The organism is Enhydrobacter sp. (genome assembly GCA_025808875.1).
Lineage (GTDB): Bacteria > Pseudomonadota > Alphaproteobacteria > Reyranellales > Reyranellaceae > Reyranella.
Genome location: CP075528.1, coordinates 3,900,511 through 3,923,069 on the forward strand (window position 1 = coordinate 3,900,511; position 22,559 = coordinate 3,923,069).

22 protein-coding genes are annotated in these 22,559 nt (G+C 67.5%); 10 read left to right on the top strand and 12 right to left on the bottom strand.

Going from position 1 to position 22,559, the window contains the following annotated elements; translation table 11 throughout:
- Genes KIT25_19285 through KIT25_19300 form a run of 4 tightly spaced genes read right to left on the bottom strand, consistent with a single transcriptional unit; the run spans position 1 to position 3,711 of the window.
- Entirely contained in the window at positions 1-954 is a 954-nt protein-coding gene (locus KIT25_19285) for an acetyl-CoA carboxylase carboxyltransferase subunit alpha (protein UYN94160.1), read from the bottom strand.
- Positions 955-999: 45 nt separating this feature from the next.
- Entirely contained in the window at positions 1,000-1,887 is an 888-nt protein-coding gene (locus KIT25_19290; protein UYN97993.1) for a site-specific tyrosine recombinase XerD, read from the bottom strand.
- Between the two features lie 53 nt (positions 1,888-1,940).
- Entirely contained in the window at positions 1,941-3,551 is a 1,611-nt protein-coding gene (locus KIT25_19295) for a hypothetical protein (protein UYN94161.1), read from the bottom strand.
- On the bottom strand, positions 3,532-3,711 hold the full coding sequence (locus tag KIT25_19300; GenBank protein ID UYN94162.1) for a hypothetical protein: 180 nt from the start codon (positions 3,709-3,711) through the stop codon (positions 3,532-3,534). Before KIT25_19300 ends, KIT25_19295 begins: the two co-directional genes overlap by 20 nt.
- Positions 3,712-3,815: 104 nt before the next feature.
- Here KIT25_19300 and KIT25_19305 point away from each other — a divergent pair, with 104 nt between their 5' ends.
- The 4 genes from KIT25_19305 to KIT25_19320 are packed head-to-tail and all read left to right on the top strand — an operon-like array spanning position 3,816 to position 7,480.
- Positions 3,816-4,373 carry a shikimate kinase gene (locus KIT25_19305; GenBank protein ID UYN94163.1) on the top strand — a complete coding sequence of 186 codons (558 nt, stop codon included), beginning with the start codon at positions 3,816-3,818 and terminating at the stop codon, positions 4,371-4,373.
- The gene (aroB, locus tag KIT25_19310) at positions 4,370-5,497 is read left to right on the top strand and encodes a 3-dehydroquinate synthase (protein ID UYN94164.1); all 1,128 of its coding nucleotides are present in this window, start codon (positions 4,370-4,372) and stop codon (positions 5,495-5,497) included. The genes KIT25_19305 and aroB overlap by 4 nt, the downstream gene beginning before the upstream one ends.
- Positions 5,498-5,500: 3 nt before the next feature.
- The gene (locus tag KIT25_19315; protein ID UYN94165.1) at positions 5,501-6,817 is read left to right on the top strand and encodes an HlyC/CorC family transporter; all 1,317 of its coding nucleotides are present in this window, start codon (positions 5,501-5,503) and stop codon (positions 6,815-6,817) included.
- Between the two features lie 12 nt (positions 6,818-6,829).
- The gene (locus tag KIT25_19320) at positions 6,830-7,480 is read left to right on the top strand and encodes a DUF2889 domain-containing protein (protein UYN94166.1); all 651 of its coding nucleotides are present in this window, start codon (positions 6,830-6,832) and stop codon (positions 7,478-7,480) included.
- Positions 7,481-7,491: 11 nt separating this feature from the next.
- Here KIT25_19320 and KIT25_19325 read toward each other — a convergent pair whose 3' ends face one another.
- Positions 7,492-7,758: a BolA family transcriptional regulator gene (locus KIT25_19325; protein ID UYN97994.1), complete on the bottom strand. Its 267-nt coding sequence runs from the start codon at positions 7,756-7,758 to the stop codon at positions 7,492-7,494.
- Between the two features lie 62 nt (positions 7,759-7,820).
- Here KIT25_19325 and KIT25_19330 point away from each other — a divergent pair, with 62 nt between their 5' ends.
- The 4 genes from KIT25_19330 (at position 7,821) to KIT25_19345 (ending at position 12,498) form a co-directional block, all read left to right on the top strand.
- A complete protein-coding gene (locus KIT25_19330; protein ID UYN94167.1) occupies positions 7,821-8,396 on the top strand; it encodes a J domain-containing protein in 576 nt (191 codons plus the stop codon).
- Positions 8,397-8,507: 111 nt separating this feature from the next.
- On the top strand, positions 8,508-9,512 hold the full coding sequence (gene cobS, locus KIT25_19335; GenBank protein UYN94168.1) for a cobaltochelatase subunit CobS: 1,005 nt from the start codon (positions 8,508-8,510) through the stop codon (positions 9,510-9,512).
- Between the two features lie 9 nt (positions 9,513-9,521).
- Complete coding sequence (cobT, locus tag KIT25_19340) at positions 9,522-11,447, top strand: cobaltochelatase subunit CobT (GenBank protein ID UYN94169.1); 1,926 nt, start codon at positions 9,522-9,524, stop codon at positions 11,445-11,447.
- Between the two features lie 43 nt (positions 11,448-11,490).
- Positions 11,491-12,498: an esterase-like activity of phytase family protein gene (locus KIT25_19345; GenBank protein ID UYN94170.1), complete on the top strand. Its 1,008-nt coding sequence runs from the start codon at positions 11,491-11,493 to the stop codon at positions 12,496-12,498.
- Between the two features lie 9 nt (positions 12,499-12,507).
- Here KIT25_19345 and rpmB read toward each other — a convergent pair whose 3' ends face one another.
- The 5 genes from rpmB to KIT25_19370 all read right to left on the bottom strand — a co-directional run bounded on the left by rpmB (position 12,508) and on the right by KIT25_19370 (position 17,357).
- The gene (gene rpmB, locus KIT25_19350) at positions 12,508-12,813 is read right to left on the bottom strand and encodes a 50S ribosomal protein L28 (GenBank protein ID UYN94171.1); all 306 of its coding nucleotides are present in this window, start codon (positions 12,811-12,813) and stop codon (positions 12,508-12,510) included.
- 73 nt (positions 12,814-12,886) lie between these two features.
- The gene (locus tag KIT25_19355; GenBank protein ID UYN94172.1) at positions 12,887-13,369 is read right to left on the bottom strand and encodes a YcgN family cysteine cluster protein; all 483 of its coding nucleotides are present in this window, start codon (positions 13,367-13,369) and stop codon (positions 12,887-12,889) included.
- Entirely contained in the window at positions 13,359-14,327 is a 969-nt protein-coding gene (gene meaB / locus KIT25_19360) for a methylmalonyl Co-A mutase-associated GTPase MeaB (protein UYN94173.1), read from the bottom strand. Before meaB ends, KIT25_19355 begins: the two co-directional genes overlap by 11 nt.
- A 14-nt stretch (positions 14,328-14,341) precedes the next feature.
- Positions 14,342-15,502 carry an MFS transporter gene (locus KIT25_19365; GenBank protein UYN94174.1) on the bottom strand — a complete coding sequence of 387 codons (1,161 nt, stop codon included), beginning with the start codon at positions 15,500-15,502 and terminating at the stop codon, positions 14,342-14,344.
- The gene (locus KIT25_19370) at positions 15,489-17,357 is read right to left on the bottom strand and encodes an ABC transporter ATP-binding protein/permease (protein ID UYN94175.1); all 1,869 of its coding nucleotides are present in this window, start codon (positions 17,355-17,357) and stop codon (positions 15,489-15,491) included. Before KIT25_19370 ends, KIT25_19365 begins: the two co-directional genes overlap by 14 nt.
- A 102-nt stretch (positions 17,358-17,459) precedes the next feature.
- On the opposite strand from KIT25_19370, the gene KIT25_19375 reads away from it, so the two are divergent.
- Positions 17,460-18,284, top strand: a complete 825-nt coding sequence (locus KIT25_19375; GenBank protein UYN94176.1) for a DUF3108 domain-containing protein — start codon at positions 17,460-17,462, stop codon at positions 18,282-18,284.
- 10 nt (positions 18,285-18,294) lie between these two features.
- Here the strand turns inward: KIT25_19375 and scpA are convergent, their stop codons facing one another.
- Together scpA and phaZ are read right to left on the bottom strand one after the other, a co-directional pair.
- The gene (gene scpA, locus KIT25_19380; GenBank protein UYN94177.1) at positions 18,295-20,466 is read right to left on the bottom strand and encodes a methylmalonyl-CoA mutase; all 2,172 of its coding nucleotides are present in this window, start codon (positions 20,464-20,466) and stop codon (positions 18,295-18,297) included.
- 41 nt (positions 20,467-20,507) lie between these two features.
- Positions 20,508-21,719 carry a polyhydroxyalkanoate depolymerase gene (phaZ, locus tag KIT25_19385; protein ID UYN94178.1) on the bottom strand — a complete coding sequence of 404 codons (1,212 nt, stop codon included), beginning with the start codon at positions 21,717-21,719 and terminating at the stop codon, positions 20,508-20,510.
- Between the two features lie 37 nt (positions 21,720-21,756).
- On the opposite strand from phaZ, the gene KIT25_19390 reads away from it, so the two are divergent.
- Positions 21,757-22,413 carry a glutathione S-transferase family protein gene (locus KIT25_19390; protein UYN94179.1) on the top strand — a complete coding sequence of 219 codons (657 nt, stop codon included), beginning with the start codon at positions 21,757-21,759 and terminating at the stop codon, positions 22,411-22,413.
- The last annotated feature ends 146 nt before the right edge of the window (positions 22,414-22,559 follow it).

Below are 22,559 nucleotides of genomic sequence, written 5' to 3' on the forward strand. Positions count from 1 at the left end.
CTAGAGGCCTTTCTTGCCCATCGCCAGGAACTTCTCCTGGCGGCGCTGGCGCAGTGTGTCGGCGTCGAGCCCGGCGAGTTCGGCCAGGGCCTCGCCGACGACCCTGCCCACGGTGTCGATCGTCTCGTCGGGCGAGCGGTGCGCGCCGCCCATCGGCTCGGGGATGACGTCGTCGATGACGTCGAACCGGTGCAGGTCGGCCGCCGTCATCTTCATCGCCTCGGCGGCCTCCTGCGCGTTGGCATTGGAGCGCCACAGGATCGAGGCGCAGCCCTCCGGCGTGATCACCGAGTAGACCGAGTTCTCGAGCATGTAGACGCGGTCGGCCGAGGCGATGGCGAGCGCGCCACCCGATCCGCCCTCGCCGATGACGACGCTGATCAGCGGCACACCGATCGCGAGGCAGGTGTCGATGGAACTGGCAATCGCCTCGGCCTGGCCGCGCGCCTCGGCATCGAGGCCGGGATAGGCGCCCGGCGTGTCGACGAAGGTGAGCACCGGCAGCCGGAAGCGGTCGGCGAGCCCCATCAGGCGCTGCGCCTTGCGATAGCCCTCCGGCTTGGCCATGCCGAAATTGTGCTTGATGCGCGATTCGGTGTCATCGCCCTTCTCCTGGCCGATCACAACGACGCTGCGGCCGCCCAGGCGCCCCAGCCCGCCGACGATGGCGGCGTCCTCGCCGAAGGTGCGGTCACCGGCGAGCGGTGTGTAGTCCGCGATCAGGCGGTCGATGTAGCGCTGGGCGTGCGGTCGCTCGGCATGGCGCGCCACCAGCACGCGCTGCCATGGCGTCAGCTTGGCGTAGGTCGCGCGCAGCTGCTTCTGCACTTTCTCCTGCAGGCGCATGACCTCCTCGGCGATGTCGACATCGCCTGAGTTGGGCAGGTGCCGAAGCTCGGCAATCTTGCTTTCGAGCTCAGCGATCGGCTTTTCGAACTCGAGATACGTCGTCATTGAAATTCAGGTGTCGCCCGGCCCCGGAATCCTGTCAACGCCCGATCACTCTGCCGGCCGACGCCGGCGGCGGGCCAGTGGATGCTTGTCCTGCACCAGGGAGCGCAGCTTCTCGTCGAGCACGTGCGTGTAGATCTGAGTGGTGGCGATGTCGGCATGGCCCAGCATGAGCTGTACGCTGCGCAGGTCGGCGCCGCCTTCGAGCAGGTGGCTGGCGAAGGCATGACGCAGCACGTGCGGCGACACGCGGGCGGGGTCGATGCCGGCCGCGAGCGCCGCCTCCTTCAGGAGCTGGGCGAAGCGCTGGCGGGTCAGATGCCCTGCGCGACCGCGCGAAGGAAACAGGAAGCGCGAGGTCTCGCCTTGCTCCAGGAACGCCGCGCGGACATGAAGCCACTGCGCGATGGCGGCGCGCGCCGGATCGGACAGCGGGACCAGCCGCTCCCTGCCGCCCTTGCCCCGCACGACCAGCATCGACCGATCGCGCTCCACCGCCGACAGCGGCAACGTCACGAGTTCCGAGACCCTGAGGCCCGTGCCGTAGAGAATCTCGAGCAAGGTCGACATACGCCCGCCATCGGCTCCGCCCCGGACTTTGGCCGCCTCGATCAGCCGGTCGGCCTCGTCACGCGACAGCACCTTGGGCAACGGCCGCCCGAGCCGCGGCGAATCGAGGGTGGTCGACGGGTCGTCGTCGCGCATCCGCTCCGCCAGCAGGAAGCGGAAGAACTGGCGGATCACCGACAGCCGGCGCGCCACGGTGCGCGGCGTCATGCCGACGTAGTCGAGGGACTTGAAGTAGGCACGAAGCGCCTCGGCATCGGTCGTGAGCGGACCCTGCCGGCGGCGGGCGACGAAGGCGAAGAGATGGCGCAGATCGGCTCCATAGGCCGCCTCGGTGTTCCGCGACGCACCGCGCTCGGCCCGCAGCATTTCGAGAAACGCCTCGCCCTCGCGCGGCAAGGCGGGCGCTGCGACCTTCTTCTTCACAGGCCGTGAGCGATCGCGGTCTCGATCGCGAACAGGCGCGCGGCGTGGTCCTCACCGGCCTCGCGCAGGGAACGGACGATGATGCCGACCGCCGTCGGATGAAGCTGGGCCAGGGGCGTTTCGCCGGCTGCAGCGGCGGCGAGCAGGGCCGCTTCGGCGCGCCGACGGGCGGCCCCTGCGATCTGCAACGCCCGGAGGGTAGCGGCAGGCGGCATGACGAGGCGCACGTTGCCGGGTGGCACCTCGGGAAGCTGCGTCGCGCGCGGGGCGAGATCGTTGCCGGTGGCGCGGAACAGCTGAAGCAGCAAATTGCCATTTAATGGCGCGGTACGGGCGTCATCCTGACGAATCACCTCGTACCAGCGGTTGACGTCGTCGGCGTCGAGCCGCTGCGGATTGTCGATACCTGCGACGACCACGAGAGGCATCAGCCGATCGAGCGCGATCATCGCTCGCGCGTTGTTGTAGGCGGCGTTGAGCGCGAGCTTCGTCCAGGCCTCGGCGAGCCGCTTGTCGCCGAGCAGCAGGAGGCCACGCATCGCCTCCTGGGCGACATTGGCATATTCGGCCTTGGCGGGCAGGCTCAGCAGCGCGCTGGCGCTGGCACGGGCCACCGTGGCGAACAATGGACTGTTGCGCGTCTCGCCGTAGACCGCGGCGATGGCACTGACGATCTCCTGCGGCGTGGTGGCATTACGCGCGGCCGCGACCAGGCGGGCGCGCCGCGCGGTCGCCGGCGGCAGGGCCACGCCATCGCCGATCGCCTGGAGGTAGAGATCGCTCAATCGGGTAGCCTCTATCACTGCCAGAGCCTCCCCGCGCTCGGCGATCTCGATGCGCATCGGCAGGGGCAGCATGCGGTGCCCGACGAGGGCGCGGATCATCGCCGGCTGTGTCGTACCGAGCACCGAAGGTGGCGGCGCGACATGGGCGAGATCGAGCATGACCATCGCCGGGCCGTCGAGAGGACCGGGAGGCGCCGCCGTCGGCGGCAATCCGCCGGCCGCGACCCGGACGAGTGTAGCGAAGCCCGCATCGCTGCCGCGCAGCGGAGCGATCGCCGCCAGCGCACCGGCGTTGTCGCCGTCGATCAGCTTGCAGGCGATGTCCGCACGGCGGCCGAACGGCTGAGCCAGCGCATGGCGACTGACGATACTGCAGGCACCCGCCCGCTCGCGCGCCATCAACAGAGCATCGACCACGATCGCGGCGATATCCGGATCCGAATAGGCGTCGGCCGACCGCACCGTCTCGTTGAGACTTTCGCCCTCGCCCATCGCGGCAAGGCGATCGACCTTGCGGGCGAACAGCGACGGCCCCGCACTGCCGTCGGCGATCGGTGGCGCCAGCTCGCTCACCATCACCCTGAACTGCAGGTCACGCAGGGCGCGGCTGCGCGGCGCCGCTGGCAGGGCTGAGACCAGCCGCTTCGCCGTCGCGAGGGCGGTGCCGGTCCAGGCATCCGCCGGCAGGCCGCCGGTTCGAGCCGTCAGGAACCCGCTCGGCCTCTCGTCGAGCGGCGACGCCTGTGCCCACGCCGATTGCGCCGCCTGTACGAGCAAGGCGAGACCGAGCGCGGCCGACAGGCTAACGCGCGAAGCGTTCATTCGGGACCGTCACTTCGAAGTGCCGCAGCGGAGGTCGCGGCTCGATGACGACGAGCGCCACCAGCCCGCCCACCACGAGGCAGGCGACGACAAACGCGACGACTGGCCCAAGCCGTAGCGTGGGCACGCGAAAATGGCTGCGGGAACGAAACAGCGGCACGATCCGGGCAAACTACCCGCCCGCTGGACGAGCGGCAACGCCGCCGGCCCGGTCGCAGTCGCTTGAATCTGCTCGCCGGATGCGCGACATCCTTGCCGACTGTCATGGACGCTTCTCCGCCACTCCAGATGCCGCGTACGGTGGCTCTCGTCGGCCTCATGGGCGCCGGCAAGAGCGCCATCGGCAAGCGGCTGGCGATGCGGCTGGCGCTGCCTTTCGTCGACGCCGACGAGGAGATCGAGAATGCCGCAGGCTGCACCATCTCCGAGTTCTTTGAGCGCTACGGCGAGGTCGAGTTCCGCGCCGGCGAACGGCGGGTCATCTCGCGCCTGCTCGAGGGTCCGCCCCATGTTCTGTCGACGGGGGGCGGCGCCTACATCGACGAGGAGACCCGCGCGTTGATGCGCAGAAAGGCAATTACCGTGTGGCTGCGTGCCGATCTCGACGTGCTGTACGAACGGGTGCGCCGGCGCGGACACCGTCCGCTGCTGCGCCAGGGCGAGCCGAGGGAAGTCCTCGAACGGCTCATGCAGCAGCGTTACCCGATCTATGCCGAGGCCGACATTGTCGTTGAATCGACCGCCCAGCCGGCCGAGCGGACCACGGAGCAGGTCGTCGAGGCGCTGCGCCGCCATCTGCAGCCATCGAGTGCGCCGGCATGACGGCGCACCGGACCGTTCGCGTCGATCTCGCCGGACGAAGCTACGACATCGTCATCGGCCCCGGACTCGTCGACCGCATGGGCCATTTGGCAAGACCTGTACTCGGTTCGCGCAAAGTCATCGTCGTGACCGACGACATCGTGGCGCCACACTACGCCGAGCGAGTCGAGGCCTCTTTCCGTGCGGCCTCGATCGAATCCACCACCCTGATCGTTCCGGCCGGCGAGACTAGCAAGCAGTTCGGCGCCTTCGACAAGCTGATGAACGATCTGCTCGATCGCCACCCCGACCGCAGGACGACGCTCGTCGCGCTGGGGGGCGGCGTGGTCGGCGATCTCACGGGCTTTGCCGCCTCCGTCCTGTTGCGGGGCGTCGACTTCATCCAGGTGCCGACCACGCTGCTCGCGCAGGTCGATTCATCGGTCGGCGGCAAGACCGGGATCAATACCCGACACGGCAAGAACCTGATCGGCTCCTTCTATCAGCCGCGGCTGGTCATCGCCGATACCGAGGTGTTGAACAGCTTGCCGCCGCGCGAGCTCCTCGCCGGCTATGCCGAGGTGGCCAAGTACGGGCTGATAGACGATCCGGACTTCTTCCGATGGTGCGAAGCGAACGGTCAGGCGCTGCTTGCCGGCGATGCCGACAAGCGCAGCTACGCCATCGAGCGCAGCTGTCTGGCCAAGGCCCGCATCGTCGCTGCCGACGAACGCGAAACGACAGACCTGCGCGCGCTGCTCAACCTCGGCCACACGTTCGGACATGCTCTCGAAGCCGAAACCGGCTTCGGCCCCGACCTGCTGCACGGCGAGGCGGTGGGCGTCGGGATGGCCCTCGCTTTCGACCTTTCCGTGCGGCTCGGACTCTGCTCCGCTGCAGACGCAGCGCGGGTTCGGTGCCATCTCGCCCAGGTCGGCCTGCCAGTGCGGCTGCGCACGATCGGTGGCGACAACCGCAGGACCTGGAACGCAGCGCGCCTGATCGAGCACATGCGCGGCGATAAGAAGGCCGAGGCCGGCCGGCTGACCTTCGTTCTCGCCCGCGGGATCGGCACAGCGTTCGTTAGCCGCGACGTCGACGAGGTCACGTTGCACGGCTTTCTGGACGACGCGATCGCCGCCTGAGCCATGACCGACGCGGATCCTTTCGCGCTGTCCGCCGCGATTGCCGGACCGCTCGTCGTGCTCTGCCTGCTGCTGTCGTTCTTTCTGTCGGCCGCGGAAACCGCGATCACGGGCGCGTCGCGACCGCGCATGCACAGGCTCGCACAGCAAGGCAGTCGGCGGGCTACCCTGGTCAACTCCCTACTCGACCGCAAGGACCAGGCGGTCGGTGTCATCCTGCTCGGCAACAACCTGGTGAATATCCTCGCCGCATCGCTGTCCACGGCGGTGTTGACAGCCCTGTTCGGCGCCGCCGGCGTGGTCTACGCCACCATCGCAATCACGGCGCTGATCGTGCTGTTCGCCGAGGTCATGCCCAAGACCTGGGCTCTGCTGAATGCGGATCGTGTGGCGCTGGCGCTGTCGCCGTCTATCGCAGTGCTGCTGCGGGTGCTGGGCCCGATAGTGGGCACGGTAACGTTCGTCGCCCGCAGAATGCTCCGTCTGTTGGGCGTGCGCGCCGAGGTCCAGCAGGATGGCGAGGAGCATGTCGAGGCGCTGCGCGGCGCGATCGAACTGCACGGTGAGGGCCAGATCGGTGAGGCGGCGCCGGAAGAAAAGGCGATGCTACGATCGGTGCTCGATCTCGGCGACCGTACCGTCGGCGACGTGATGACCCATCGCGCAAGCGTTGTGCTGATCGACGCGGACGATCCGATCGACACCATCGTCGGCCAAGTACTGGCGGCGCCCTATACCCGCATTCCCCTGATCCGCAAGCAACCCGACAACATCCTCGGCGTCCTCCATGCCAAGGACTTGTTCCGGGCGATCAAGGCGGCCGGCGATTCGGCGACGGTCCGGATCGCCGACGTCATGACGGCACCCTGGTTCATTCCAGAGTCGACCAGTCTGTTCGACCAGCTGCAGGCGTTCCGCACGCGTCACGAGCACTTCGCGATCGTCGTCGACGAGTACGGTGCACTTCGCGGCATCGTCACGCTGGAGGATATCATCGAAGAGATCGTCGGCGACATCGAGGACGAGCACGATGCGATCCGACGGGGTGTCGTCCGCCGCGACGACGGCAGCCTGGTCTGCCAGGGCGACGTGCCGATCCGCGACCTCAATCGCGAGTTCGGCTGGCGGCTTCCCGAGGGTGTCGCCATCACCATCGCCGGCCTCGTGCTCCACGAGGCGCGCCGCATCCCGGAGGTGGGGCAAGTCTATGCTTTCCACGGCTTCCGTTTCGAAATTCTGAAGCGCGAGGGCACCCGAATCGCCGAGTTGCGGATCGTCCCCACCGCGGCCATACAAGCGGCCAAGATCCAGGCACCATAGAAGAGGTTCAACATGCCGCTTTCGCCGCCGGTCGGGCGACAGCACCTGCATACGCGCCGCGTCACCTGCCAAGGCTTCTTCCGCAAGGACGGGCTCTGGGACATCGAGGGGCGCATCACCGACGAAAAGACCTACGAGCACCCCAATGAATGGCGTGGCGCGCTCAAGCCGGGCGACCTCGTCCACGACATGTCGATCCGTCTCACGCTCGACCACAAACTCACCATCGTCAACGTCGAGGCGGTGACGGACAGTTCACCCTACCGAGTCTGCGGCGAGATCGCGCCCGACTTCAGGAAACTGATCGGACTCAGGATCGGCGGCGGCTTCCACCGTGCCGTGCGCGAGCGGCTGGGCGGCGTGCACGGCTGCACGCACATCGTCGAATTGCTGGGCCCGGTGGCGACCACCGCCTTCCAGACCATGTCGTCGCGCAAGGCCCGCGACCTCAATCGCGCTCATCGCGCCGAAAAAGGCGCTCTTCCGCCGCCCGACGACGCGAAAGTCAGGGCGCCGCGCAAGCCCTATGTGATCGACACCTGTCATGCCTGGGCGGCGAACGGGGAAGTGGTGAAGCGCTGGGCGCCTCATTTCTACACCGGCCCGGGCGCGGAAGCCGTGCGCGCCGCCGCCGAAGGCAAGGAAATCGAGATGGACGGCTGACGACGGCGCCGTCAGCGGCGTCCGTCTTCGGCTGGCGTCAGCGTCGTCAGCGCCAGCGCATGAAGGCCCGCGTCGAGTTCTTCCTTGAGCGTTTCGTAGACCAGCCGCTGGCGATGCACGCGGCTCTTGCCCTCGAACTCGACCGAGACGATCTCGACCCGGAAGTGCGATTCCCCGCCTTCGCGATGGCCGGCGTGACCGCGATGCTTCGACGACTCGTCCTCGATCGAGAGCCGAGTCGGCGTGAACCGCTTCCGCAACTTGCTGTCAATCGCCATCGCCACCGCGCCCATCAGCCGCCTCACTTGCCCGTTCTATCCGTTCGCCACATATTAGATGAATGCCCCGGCGGCGAGCGAATCCTCTGGCGGCGCGCGACGACGCAGAGCCCTATCGGCGAGTCTGCGAATCGCCCGGCTGTCGATTGCACGGCGAGTATCGTGCTCCCCGCGCGCGCGATCGGCTGAACGAATATCGATGGTTCTGCCTCGAGCACGTTCGGGAATACAACAAAAAGTGGGACTACTTCGCCGGCCTCGACGCCGAGCAGATCGAGGCGCACATCCGCGCCGACACGATCTGGCGGCGCCCGGTCTGGCCGCTCGGCGGTCGGCACAACGGCGGTCCGAGGATCCACGATCCGCTCGATCTTGCAGACGATGCAGGCCTCGGCGAACGACCCGCCCCGCGGCTCGACGGCGGCGAGCAACTCACGCCCGCCGAACGCAACGCATTGGGAGTTCTTGAACTTTCGTGGCCTTTGACCCAGGCGGACGTGAAATCTCGTTACAAGGAATTGGTCAAGCTCCACCATCCCGACGCCAATGGAGGCGCGCGGGAAGCAGAAGAAAAGCTCAAGGAAATCAACGCCGCCTATTCCACCCTGCGGGCATCGGAGAACCTGCCGGTCGAGTGACGTGCTTCCTGCAGACCTGAAGCGTCCATTTGCCCGCTTGCGGTGCACAAAGCGGCTTGCGACACTGCGCAGGGCCCGCAATTTGGCGGGCATTGTTTTGTAGGACATGTGATGGCTTCGACGACGACCGCGGCCCGGCAGAACGTGTCGGGCATGCCGGATATCAAGGTTTCCGCCCGTCAGCTCTTCGGCATCGACACGGACATGGAAGTGCCAGCCTTCAGTGCGGCCACCGAGCACGTGCCGCAGGTCGACGACGCCTACCTGTTCGATCACGACACGACAATGGCGATTCTCGCCGGCTTCGCCTTCAACCGACGCGTCATGGTTCAAGGCTACCACGGCACCGGCAAGTCGACGCACATCGAGCAGGTGGCGGCGCGCCTAAACTGGCCCTGCCTTCGCGTGAACCTCGACAGCCACATCAGCCGCATCGACCTGATCGGCAAGGACGCGATCGTGCTGCGCGACGGCAAGCAGGTCACCGAGTTCCGCGAGGGCATCCTGCCGTGGGCGCTGCAGAACCCGACGGCGCTGGTATTCGATGAATACGATGCCGGCCGCGCCGACGTCATGTTCGTGATCCAGCGCGTGCTCGAGGTCGACGGCAAGCTCACCCTGCTCGACCAAAACAAGGTGATTCATCCACATCCGGCATTCCGTCTGTTCTCGACCGCCAACACCGTCGGACTCGGCGACACGACCGGTCTCTATCACGGCACGCAGCAGATTAACCAGGGTCAGATGGATCGCTGGTCGATCGTGACGACGCTCAATTACCTGCCGCACGAGCAGGAAGTGGGTATCGTCGCAGCCAAGACGCCGTTCTACGACAATGAGGAAGGCCGCAAGATCATCTCGGCGATGGTGGCGCTCGCCGACCTCACTCGCGCCGGCTTCATCGCCGGCGACATTTCGACCGTGATGTCGCCGCGCACGGTGATCACGTGGGCCGAGAACGCCCGCATCTTCGGCGGCGACATCGGTTTCGCCTTCCGTCTCACCTTCCTCAACAAGTGCGACGAGGTCGAACGCAGTACGCTGGCCGAGTACTACCAACGCTGCTTCGGCAAGGAATTGCCGGCGAGCAGCGGCAAGGGCGGAAAGCTGCACTAAGAGGGCCTGATGGCCAAGGACACGACGCCCATCGAGGAATTCCGCCGGGTCACCGCGACCACGATGCGGGCGATTTCGAAGAAGGACGTGAACGTCTCATTCGTGCCCGACGGCGGTTCGCTGCTCGGCCAGGAGGCGCGCATCACCGTGCCGGCACGCGACCTGCCGGTCGAGGACGTGAGCCGCGTGCGCGGCGAAGCCGATTCGATGGCGCTCAAGCTACGCCATCACGATCGCAAGATGCACCTGCGGCGCGTGCCGCGCGGCGAGACCGCTCGGGCGATCTTCGAGGCCGTCGAGCAGGTTCGCGTCGAGGCGCTCGGTGCCCGGCGCATGGCCGGCGTCGCCGACAACCTCTCCGCCCTCTGGCGGCAGCGCTCCGATCAGCGCGGGCATGCCCGCATCAAATCCAAGGACGATGCGCCTATCGCCGACGTGATCGGGCTGATCGCCCGCGAGCAGCTCCTGGGCGCGGCACCTCCCGACGCGGCCAGGGCGATGGTGGACATGTGGCGCGCCGACATCGAGGCCGCCGCCGGCCGCGACTTCCAGAAGCTCAAGGACGCGCTCGCCAATCAGGATGCCTTCGCCCGCGCGGCACGCCAGCTGATCCGCGACCTCAAGCTCGGCGATGAATCGGCCGACCTGCAGGACGAGGACCAGGAGGAGAGCCAGGACCAGGAGAACGCCGACGGCCAGTCCAACGAGACCGGCGATGACCAGAGCGATTCCAGCGAGACGCACGGCTACGGCGCCCAGGGCGAGGAAACCGAGGACGCGTCGGAGCAGGACGATGCGTCCGAGACCGTCGCCGACCAGGCGCAGACCGAGATGCAGATGGGATCGGGCGACGAGGAGGAGCCGGGCCGCGCCGAACGCCCATGGCTGCCGCCCGGCGCGCTTTCCAACGAGCCGCTCGGCCAGCAGTATCATGCCTACACGACGAAGTTCGACGAAATCGTCGAGGCCGAGATGCTCTGCGACGCCGAGGAGCTTGGCCGCCTGCGCAACCATCTCGACCAGCAGCTCAGCCATCTGCAGGGCGTGATCGGCAAGCTCGCCAATCGCCTGCAGCGCCGGCTGCTGGCGCAGCAGAATCGCGCCTGGGAGTTCGATCTCGACGAAGGCATGCTCGATGCGGCGCGGCTCACGCGCATCATCACCAACCCGATGCATTCGCTGTCCTACAAGATCGAGAAGGACACGAACTTCCGCGACACCGTGGTGACGCTGCTGATCGACAATTCCGGCTCGATGCGCGGCCGGCCGATCACGGTCGCGGCGATGAGCGCCGACATCCTGGCGCGCACGCTCGAGCGCTGCGGCGTCAAGGTCGAGATCCTGGGCTTCACCACCCGTGCCTGGAAGGGCGGCCAGAGCCGCGAGCAGTGGCTGGCAGCCGGCAAGCCCGCCAATTCAGGCCGCCTCAACGACCTGCGCCACATCATCTACAAGCCGGCGGACGCGCCCTGGCGACGGGCGCGCAAGAATCTCGGCCTGATGCTGCGCGAGGGCATCCTCAAGGAGAATATCGACGGCGAGGCGCTCCTGTGGGCGCACAACCGCCTGCTGCCGCGCCCCGAGGAACGCAAGATCATGATGGTGATCTCCGACGGTGCGCCGGTCGACGATTCGACCCTGTCGGTCAACCCGGGCAACTATCTGGAGCGCCATTTGCGCGACGTCATCGACTGGATCGAGACGCGCTCGCCGGTCGAGCTGATCGCCATCGGCATCGGCCACGATGTCACGCGCTACTACCGTCGCGCCGTCACGATCGTCGATGCCGACCAGCTCGGCGGCACGATGATGGAGCAGCTCGCCTCCCTTTTCGATGAGGAGGAGACCAAGGAACTGCGCACCATGCATGGACGTTCGGCCAACCGGGCGACCCGGGGCGCGACAACCAAGTCGGGTGGCCGCCGCACCGCCTGATCTCCCGGCATCGCGCCGATCCGTGCTAGAGCGGACGCGCCCCATGCGCGCCGCCTTCCGGTCGTTCACCACCTTCTGCCTACTGATCGCCGCCGCCTGCGCCGGCGCGCCGCCGCCCGCTCCCGTGGGAGCGCAGGATCTGTCTGTCCAGATCCGTTCCTCCGTGCTCACGCTCAAGCTCGACGACCCGCAGGCGAGGCAGGTCGGCCGACTGAAGTGGCGCGGCGGCGTGGCGATGACGGCCAGCTCGCCGAATTTCGGCGGCTGGTCCGACCTCCACGTCGCACCGGACGGGCGCTCGCTCACCGCGATCTCCGACGAGGGGAGCTGGCTCACCGCCATCGTCGCCTACGATTCCGACGGCAATCTCGCGGGGTTGAGCGGCGCGCGTATCGGCTCCCTCCGCGGCCTCGACGGCCTGCCCATCCGCGACAAGGCGCTCGCCGACGCCGAAGGACTGGCAAGGCTGCCTGACGGCGGCTGGCTGGTGTCGTTCGAGCGTCAACACCGGATCTGGCGCTACGCCGAACTGGACGCCCCGCCGAAGCCGGTCGAGGGAGCGCCGGAGTTTGCACAGCAACCGAACAATGGCGGGATCGAAGCGTTGGCGGCGCTGCCCGATGGCCGCGTGGTCGCCATCAGCGAGGATCTGGCGACGCGGTCCGGCGCAACCGCCGGATGGATCGGCACGCCGGCTGGCAATGGCCGCTACAACTGGCAGGGCTTTGCCTATGCCGCCCGCCCGGACTTCCGGCCCACGGCGTTGACAAGGTTGCCCGACGGTTCGTTCGCGGCACTCGAGCGCGCTTTCGACATGGTGCGCGGCGTGCGTTGCCGCGTCGTGCGCTTTCCCGCATCGCAGCTCCAGCCGGGCGGCACCGTCCAGCCGGAAGAGCTGGCGTTCCTCGCTTCGCCCTATGCGGTAGACAACCTCGAAGGCATCGCAGCAACGGTCGGCCGGCGCGGCGAGACGTTGCTGTGGCTGATGTCGGACGACAACTTCAACCCGCTGCAGCGCAACATCCTGCTGCTGTTCGAGCTGGAAAACTAAAAAGGCCGCTTACGCGGCCTTCTTGGCATCCTTCTTCACCTTGGCCGATACGACCCGGCGCTTCAGCACCTTCATTTCCGGGCTGAGCTTGCTGTCGTTGGTGCCCAGGAGGAAGGCGTCGATGCCGCCATTGTGCTCGATGGTCTTCAGCCCGCGCGGCGTGACGCGCAGTCGCACCGAATGGCCCAGCGCATCCGACAGGACCGAAGAGACCTGCAGGTTGGACATGAACCGGCGCTTGGACTTGTTGTTGGCGTGGCTGACATTGTGACCGTACTGGACGGCCTTGCCCGAAACGGCGCAACGACGAGGCATGACGATATCCGCTAAAAAACGATCCCGCCGGGCGGCGGGAAGGCCGGCTTTTTAGGGTCCGCAGGGGGCCTCGTCAAGCGTACCAGTCGACCACCCGCTCGCTGATATCCTCGACCTGATCCTCCGGAATCACGCGCCCCCGGGCCGAGATTCCCGCCTGGTGCACGGTTTCCGAGTCGCCCGAAAGCAGGGGATGCCACCAGTACAGGTCCTGCCCGAAATGGACCAAACGGTAGGCACAGGTCTTGGGCAGCCAGTCCATCCGGGCCACCACCTTTGGGGTGAGCTGGATGCAGTTCGGGACGATCTTCTTGCGGTTCTTGTAGTCCCGGCAACGCGCCGTCCTGGGATCCAGGAGTTTGCAGCAAGTGTCGGTCTGGGCGAGTTCGCCGGTACCCTCGTATTCGAGCTTGTTGACGCAACACATGCCGCAGCCGTCGCAGAGCGATTCCCATTCCTGCTTGGTCATCTGCGCCAGGGTCTTGCGCTTCCAGAAAGGAAGCTCCTGCCGGGCGGCGGCGCGGCGGGCACGACGGACGATTGATTTAGCGGCCATGGAACGCTTGCAGCATACGACGGGCGGCTGCCGCAGGAGTAGCTTTTCCTGTCTCGACTTCGCGCTCGAGCCCGATCACCAGCCGCTTCACCTCCGGGTGCTTGCGCAGTTCGCCCAGCAGGGTCTCACCCACCTCATTCCACATCCAGGCGCGCGCCTGTTCGGCACGGCGACGGGCAACGCCCTTTTCGCCGACGGCGGCCCGGAAACGCTCGACGGTCTGCCAGATATCCGCCACCCCGTCGCCGGCCAGCGCCGAGCAGGTCGTGACCTCGGGCGTCCAGCCCTGGGTCGGCGAGCGCAACAGGCGCAGCGCGTGCTGATAGTCGGCGGCGGACCTTTGGGCGGTCGCCTTCAGGTCGCCGTCGGCCTTGTTGACGACGATGAGGTCGGCCAACTCGATCACGCCGCGCTTGATGCCCTGCAGGTCGTCGCCGCCGGCCGGCAACAGCAGCACGATGAACATGTCGACCATGTCGGCGACCGCCGTCTCCGACTGGCCGACTCCGACCGTCTCCACGATCACCGTGTCGAAGCCCGCGGCTTCCACCAGCAGCATGGCCTCGCGGGTGCGCCGCGCCACGCCGCCCAGGGTGGCGCCGGCGGGCGACGGCCGGATGAAGGCGGCGGGACGCCGCGACAGTTCCTCCATGCGAGTCTTGTCACCCAGGATCGAACCGCCGCCCCGCTTGGACGACGGATCGATCGCCAGCACGGCGAGCGAGCGGCCGCGCTCGAGCACGGCCAGTCCGAAACGTTCGATGAAGGTCGATTTGCCGACACCCGGCACGCCGGTAATGCCGAGCCGAACCGACTTGCCGGTATGCGGCAGCACATCGGCCAGCAGCGCATCGGCGCGTTCGCGATGGTCGCTGCGGGTCGATTCGATCAGGGTGATGGCGCGGGCAAGCGCGTGACGGTCGCCGGCCAGCAGCGGCTTGAGCAGGGGATCGCTCATCGACCCGAGACTTATCAGCCGGGCCGGCGCAAGGCCAGCAAGGCGAAGATGCCGGCCGCCGCATAGAACAGGGCCAGCGTGCCGCCGAGGCCGGGGTCGCCGAACAGATCCATTGCCGCCCCTGTCGCCGGCCGCCCGACCAGACCGCCGAAGATGTAGAGCAGGCTGAAGGCGGTGTTGGCGCGCGCTATGTCGCCGCCGCGGAAGCGCTGGCCGAGCAACGCCAGCCCGACGGGATAGATGGCGAACGAGATGCCGCCCCACAGCAGCACCACCCCATAGACCGCGGGCGACGTCGCCGGCACCATCGACAATGCGACGACGAGCGCGGTGCTGGCCAGCGTGCAGCCGGCCAGCACCGCGCGGCGATCGAAATGGTCGGCCATCCAGCCGATCGGCCATTGCAGCACGATGTTGCCGACGACGAAGACCGACAGCCAGAGCGCTCCGGTCTCGGCCGGCACACCGGCCCCCACGGCGTAGACAGGCAGGAAACTGAAGGCGACCTGCTCGCCGAGGCCGCAGGCAAAGGCGGCGAACAGGGCAAGGGGCGCCAGCGCCATGACCTTCATGAAGCCCGAATCGGCGTGATGCTTGATGATCGGCGCCCTGTTCCAATAGGGCAGCAGCGGCAGGGCGACGAGGAGAGCGAGACCGGCGCAGGCATAGAACGGCAGCGGCCCGTAGACCCCGACGACCTGCAGCACCAGCGGACCGAGCGCCAGGCCGAGTGCGACGAGCATGGCATAGGCCGCCATCACGCGACCGCGCTGGCGTTCCTCGACCACCACGTTCATCCAGATCTCGGTGACGACCCAGGGCACGCCGCCGACGACCCCGTGCAGGAAGGACAGGAGGAACCAGACGACAGGGCTCTGTGTGAAGGTGTAGGCAACCGTCACCACCGAGCCGATGACGACCGAACCGATGATCGCCGGCACCGCCCCAAACCGCGCCGTGACCTGCGGAATGCGCGCACCGAACGCCAGCATGCCGAGCCCCCAGGCGGCCGCGATCACGCCGATGGTCAGCTTGTCGTGGCCTTGTTGCTCGAGGGCCAGCGGCACCAGCGGCATGCCGGCCCCGGCCTGCAGGCCGATGGCGCCGCACGCGGCGAACACCGGGATAAGCGACCGCCAGGGCCCGACCGCGACGGAGCCGCTAGTCGGGGACATGCATGTGTCCCTCAGTCCGGAAGCTGGGCGGTTCCTCGATGTGGCGCTCGGCCTCGGCTTGGGCCTCCTGCTGGCGGCGCCACATGTCGGCATAGAGGCCGTCGCGGGCCAGCAGGTCGATGTGCCGGCCGCGTTCGGCGACGCGGCCACGATCGAGCACGACGATCTCTTCGGCATGCACGATGGTCGACAGCCGGTGCGCGATGATCACCGTGGTGCGGCCGCGGCTCACGTCCTCCAGCGAGCGCTGGATCTCCTGCTCGGTGCGGGTGTCGAGCGCGCTGGTCGCCTCGTCGAACAGCAGGATGCGCGGGTTCTTGAGAATGGTGCGCGCGATCGCCACGCGCTGCTTCTCGCCGCCCGACAGCTTCAGGCCGCGCTCGCCGACCATGGAGTCGTAGCCCTGCGGCAAGCCGGCGACGAAGTCGTGGATGCGCGCCAGCCTCGCCGCAGCCTCGACCTCCTCGCGCGTGCAGTCGGGCCGGCCGTAGCAGATGTTGTAGAAGATCGTGTCGTTGAACAGCACGGTATCCTGCGGCACCACGCCGATCGCCGTGCGCAAGCTCGCCTGCGCTACGTCCCGGATGTCCTGACCGTCGATCAGCACCCGCCCAGCCGCCACGTCGTAGAAGCGGAACAGGATGCGCGACACCGTCGACTTGCCGGCACCGCTCGACCCCACGATGGCGACGGTGTGGCCCGGCGCCACCCGAAAACTGACGTCGTGCAGGATCGGCCGCGCCTTCTCGTAGTGGAAGTCGACATGGTCGAACACGATCTCGCCGCCCGACACGGCGAGCGGCGGCGCACCCGGCTTGTCGGCGACCTCGGCGTGCACGTCGAGCAGGCCGAACATCTGCTCCATGTTGACCAGCGCGTTGCGGATCTCGCGATAGGCGAAGCCCAGCAGGTTGAGCGGCTGGTAGAGCTGCAGCAGGAAGGCGTTGACCGCGACGAAGTCGCCGACGGTCATCGTGCCCGCGGCCACGCCCTGCCCGGCCATCACCATCACCAGCACGAGGCCGACCGCGATGATCGCCCCCTGGCCGACGTTGAGAAGCGACAGCGTGCGGCTCGAGCGGATGGCCGCCATCTCGTACTGGCGTCGACCGACGTCATAGCGGGCAGCCTCGTGCCGCTCGTTACCGAAGTACTTCACCGTCTCGTAGTTGAGAAGGCTGTCGATCGCCTTGGCGTTGGCGGCCGTGTCGGCGTCGTTCATCCGGCGCACGTGCAGGATGCGCCACTCCGACAGCACCATGGTGAAGACGATGTAGCCGCCGATCACCGTGAACGTCACCGCCGTGAAACGCCAGTCGTAGAGGCGCCACAGGATGGCGCCGACCAGCACGATCTCGAACAGTGTCGGCAGGATGTTGAAGGTGGTGAAGCGGACCAGGAATTCCATTCCCGTCGTGCCCCGCTCGATGACGCGGCTCAATCCGCCGGTCTGGCGTTCGAGGTGGAAGCGCAGCGACAGGGCGTGGAGATGGCGGAACACCTCGAGCGCGAGGTTGCGTATGGCCCGCTGAGACACCGGGGCGAAGATGGCATCCCGCACCTCGCCCAGCGCCTGCGCCAGCACGCGCGCCACGCCGTAGGCGAGGATCAGCGCGACCGGCACGACGACGGCCTGGACGCGCGGATCGCTCAGCGCGTCGACCGCGTCCTTGTAGAGGATCGGAACATAGACATTGGTGACCTTGGCCAGCACCAGCAAGACCAGCGCCACGATGACGCGGGCGCGCAGGCCGAATTCCCCCTTTGGCCACAAATGCCTGCCAAGGATGGAAAGCACGTGCCACGACCGGCCCGAATCGATGCCGGGCGCGCGAACGGAGGGATCTGGCGACATGAAATGCGGGGTGGATAGCGACGCGAGTCGGGTGGTGTCGGGGGCGCGGGCCTTCTATCGTGCCCGTGCGGCCGAAGTAAGCCCCCGGGGGGAAAGCATCTCATGAGTTTTCGTAGGGCCTTGGCGGCTTTCGCCTTGTGCGCCGCCGCTTCGACCGCCGCGCGGGCCCAGAGCGACCGCCACGTCGAGGTCGGCTACGAAATCACCTTCGCCGGCTTCTCCGGCTTTCGCATCGACTTCACCGCCAAGTTCGACGGCAACCGCTACGACGTCGAAAGCAGTACCTTCAAGGAGGGCCTGCTGCGTTTGGTCACCATCCACTATGTCGGCCGCAATCGTGCCTGGGGCGGATTCCTGCCGGAGGGCGCGCAGCCCGAGGGCGGCTCGATGTCGATCGTGGTCGGCGACAAGACACGCACTTGGCTGGCGCAGTACGGACCCGACGGCGAGATGCGCGAACAGCACAATCCGGAATGGAAGCCGTGGCCGGAAGTGGTGATCCCCGAGGACAAGCGCCGCGGCTCGCTCGATCCCCTGTCGGGGGCCCTGTCGGTCGGCATGGCGGGCGCCGCGGCCTGCGAGCAGACCGTGCCCTCCAACGACGGCAAGCGGCGCATCGATGTGATGCTGCGCAAGGTCGGCACCGAAACGCCCGCACAGGCCGGCGTTCCCCAGGCGAGGGGCGAGCTCCTGGTATGCGAGGTTCATACGCGCCGCGTCGCGGGAGAGTTCCACGACGCGCCGAAGGAGGCCGAGAGCAAGCGCGAGGACACGATGAGGCTCTGGTTCGCCCGGCTCGATGACAGCGACTTCCGCTATCCCGTGAAGCTCGAGGCGAAGACCGGCTTCGGCACGATCCGCGGCAGGCTGCTGTTCTTCCGCCAGCGCCCGCTCACGCCGGAGGAGCGCGCGGAGATGCGGCGGTAAGCGAACGGCCTCAGGCCGCGCGCTTCTGGCTGCGGCTGCGCAGGATGCCGAGGATCTCGGCGGCGGCGGCCGGGATGTTGGTGCCGGGGCCGTAGATCGCCGCCACGCCGGCCTTCCTGAGGAAGTCGTAGTCCTGCGCCGGCACGACGCCGCCCACCACGACCAACACCTCGGCGCCGCCCTGCCCGGCGAGTTCCTCGATCAACTGCGGCACCAGGGTCTTGTGGCCGGCCGCCTGGCTCGACACGCCGATCACGTGCACGTCGTTCTCGATGGCGGCGCGGGCCGCCTCCTGCGGCGTCTGGAACAGCGGTCCGACATCGACGTCGAAGCCGAGATCGGCAAAAGCCGTGGCGATCACCTTGGCGCCGCGGTCGTGGCCGTCCTGGCCCATCTTCACCACCATGAGGCGCGGCCGACGGCCCTCCTCCTCGGCGAAGGCCGCGATGTCGGTGCGGATGCGCGCCAACCCCTCGTCGCCCTCCCACTCGCTGGCATAGACGCCGGAGATCGAGCGGATGGTCGCCTGGTAGCGGCCGTAGACACCCTCCAGCGCCGACGAGATCTCGCCCACAGTGGCGCGCGCGCGCGTCGCCTCGATCGAAAGCGCCAGCAGGTTGCCGGTGCCGCTGCGCGCCGCCTCGCCCAGCGCCTTGAGCGCGGCGACGCACTTCTGCTCGTCGCGACTGGAGCGAATCCTCTGCAGGCGCGAGACCTGCGATTCGCGCACTACGTCGTTGTCGACCTCGAGGATCTCGATCGGCGGCTCTTCCTCGAGCTGGAACTTGTTGACGCCGACCACGATCTCCTCACCGCGGTCGATACGCGCCTGCCGCCGGGCCGCCGCCTCCTCGATGCGCATCTTGGGCATGCCGGCCTCCACCGCCTTGGTCATGCCGCCCAGCGCCTCGACCTCCTGGATGAGCTTGCGCGCCTCGGCGATCAGGCTCGCCGTCAGCGACTCCACATAGTAGCTGCCGGCCAGCGGGTCGACGACCTTGGTGACGCCCGTCTCGTGCTGGAGGATGAGCTGGGTGTTGCGCGCGATGCGCGCCGACTGGACCGTCGGGAGCGCGATCGCCTCGTCGAACGAATTGGTGTGCAGCGACTGCGTGCCGCCCAGCACCGCCGCCATCGCCTCGTAGGCGGTGCGGACGACGTTGTTGTAGGGGTCCTTTTCGGTCAGCGACACCCCCGAAGTCTGGCAATGCGTGCGCAGCGACAGCGAATCGGCCTTCTTCGGCTCGAACGGCCGGACCAGCTCGGCCCACAGGAAGCGCGCGGCCCTGAGCTTCGCCACCTCCATGAAGAAGTTCATGCCGATGCAGAAGAAGAAGGAAAGGCGCGGCGCAAAGGCATCGATGTCGAGGCCCTTGGCCTTGGCGGCGCGCACGTACTCGAGCCCGTCGGCCAGGGTGAAGGCCAGTTCCTGGACCAGCGTCGCTCCGGCCTCCTGCATGTGATAGCCGGAGATCGAGATCGAGTTGAACCTCGGCATGTGCTGCGCGGTGTGTTCGATGATGTCGGCCACGATGCGCATGCTCGGCCCGGGCGGATAGATGTAGGTGTTCCGAACCATGAACTCCTTGAGGATGTCGTTCTGGATCGTGCCAGCGAGCCTGTCCTGCGGCACGCCCTGCTCCTCGGCGGCGACGATGTAGCCGGCCAGCACCGGCAGCACGGCGCCGTTCATGGTCATGCTGACGCTCATCTTGTCGAGCGGGATTCCGTCGAACAGGATCTTCATGTCCTCGACGGAATCGATCGCCACGCCCGCCTTGCCGACGTCGCCGACGACGCGCGGATGGTCGGAGTCGTAGCCGCGGTGCGTCGCCAAGTCGAACGCCACCGACAGGCCCATCTGCCCGGCCGCGAGATTGGCGCGGTAGAACTTGTTGCTCTCCTCGGCGGTCGAGAAGCCGGCGTACTGGCGCACCGTCCAGGGACGGCCGGCGTACATCGTCGCTTTCGGGCCGCGCGTGAAGGGCGGAAAGCCCGGCAGCGAGCCCCCCAGGTCCGAGCCGAGCGTCTCCAGGTTCTCGAGGTCGGCCGCGGTATAGATCGGCTTCACGACGATGCCCTCGGGCGTGGTCCAGTGGAGCGACCCGAGCGGCTTGTCGCGCAGCTCCTTGGCCGCGAGCTCTTCCCAGTCGGCGAGGGTCTTCTTCGGAAAGTCAGCCATGGCGCTTAAATAACGCAAATGCCCTGGCAGGCGCCACAGGCCTACTCGTTGGCCAGGATGGTGTTTCGCACCAAGGGGTAGATCTGGCCGGCCCAGCGCTTGCCGGCGAACACGCCATAGTGGCCGACCCCGGCCTGCATATAGTGCTTCTTGCGATAGGGCCGCAGGCTGGAACAAAGGTCGTGCGCGGCGACCGTCTGGCCGATGGAGCAGATGTCGTCGCGCTCGCCCTCGACGGTGAACAGGGCGGTGCGGCGGATCGCCCTGGGGTTCACCCGGCGGCCCTTCCACTCGAGCTCGCCCTTGGCCAGCAGGTGCTCCTGAAATACCCGCTGCACCGTCTCGAGATAGAACTCGGCCGTCATGTCGAGCACGGCGAAATACTCGTCGTAGAAGGTCTTGATGGCCTCGGCCTGCTGCGTGTCGCCCCGCGCCAGGGCGCGATAGAGGTCGATCTGCGCCTTGATGTGCCGCTCGGCGTTCATGCTCATGAAGGCGGTGAGTTGCAAGAAGCCCGGATAGACCCGCCGCATCGCGCCGGAAAACCGCACCGGCACGCGGCTGATCAGGTTGCGCTCGAACCAGTGGATCGAGCGGCCGGTCGCAAGCTCGTTGACCGCCGTCGGATTGAGCCGCGTGTCGATCGGCCCCGCCATCAAGGTGAGACTCAGCGGATAGGCCGGGTTGTCGTCCTCCGCCATCACCGCCGCCGCGGCCAGTGCCTGCACGCAGGGCTGGCACACCGCCACGACGTGCGCGCCCGGCCCCATCGCCTCCAGGAACCAGATCAGATGCTCGATGTACTCGTCGAAGCCGAAGCGGCCGTTCCACAGGCCGACGTCGCGTGCGTTCGCCCAGTCGGTGATGTGCACGTCGTGCTCGGGCAGCAGCACGCGCACCGTGTCGCGCAGCAGCGTGGCGAAGTGGCCCGACAGCGGCGCCACCACCAGCACGCGCGGCTGCGCCGGCGCGCCTTCCTTGGCAAAGCGCAGCAAGGTGCCGAAGGGAGTCGCCAGCACCTCCTCCTCGCGCACCGGCACCACACGGTTGCCCTGCTTCACCTCGGCGATGCCGAAGGACGGCCGCCGATGGTTGAGCGCCGCCCGGCTCATCATCTCGCACAACGCCCCGACCGCGCGCCAATTCTCGGCCTGGGAGACGCCGCCGGTGGCCAAAGTCTGGCCAGCCACTGTCGCCCAAACGCGCATCGGCAGCATCACATCGGCGGCGGTCTGGTACAGTGCATACAGCATTAACGGCAGCCGGCTCGGAAATTGCATACCCGGCGACATGGCCGAGGCTTCTCTAACCGTCAGTAGCAAGAACTATTCCTCTTGGTCGCTGCGCGGCTGGCTGCTGTGCAAAATGGCGGGGCTCGACTTCGACGAGCGGATGGCGCCGATCGACGATCCCGCGACCCGTGCCGAGCTGCTGCTGCTGTCGCCTTCCTTCCTGGTGCCCTGCCTCGACCACGGGCCGGTCAAGGTGTGGGACACGCTGGCGATCGCCGAGTACCTGAACGAGATCAAGCCCGAGGCAGGCCTGCTGCCGGCCGACAAGGTGGCGCGCGCCCATTGCCGCGCCGTGTGCGGCGAGATGCATTCCGGCTTCGCCAATCTGCGCTCGGCGCTGCCGATGAACCTCAAGGCGCGGCACGACTCGTTCAAGGTATGGGCGGGCGCGCAGGCCGACATCGATCGCGTCACCGCGATCTGGCGCGACTGCCTGCAGCGCTATGGCGGGCCCTACCTGTTCGGCGCGACGCCGACGATGGCGGACGCCATGTACGCGCCCGTCTGCACGCGCTTCGCCACCTACGGCGTGGCGCTCGACGCCGCCGGCGCCGCCTACCGCGACCTCATGCTGGCCTTTCCGGCCCTGCTCGAATGGACGGCGGCGGCGCGTGCCGAGCCCGAGGAAGTCGAGGAGCTCGACGTCGAGTTCTAGCGGCGGAAATGCCGGAAATCGTACAAATAATACCGCATCGGAACCAAAACCCTTCGCCAAAATCGCCAAAATCGCCAAAACTCTTCGCAACGCCTGTTGCAACAGAACCCGCCCCACCGGACGCGCACGAAACGAACGGCATCATG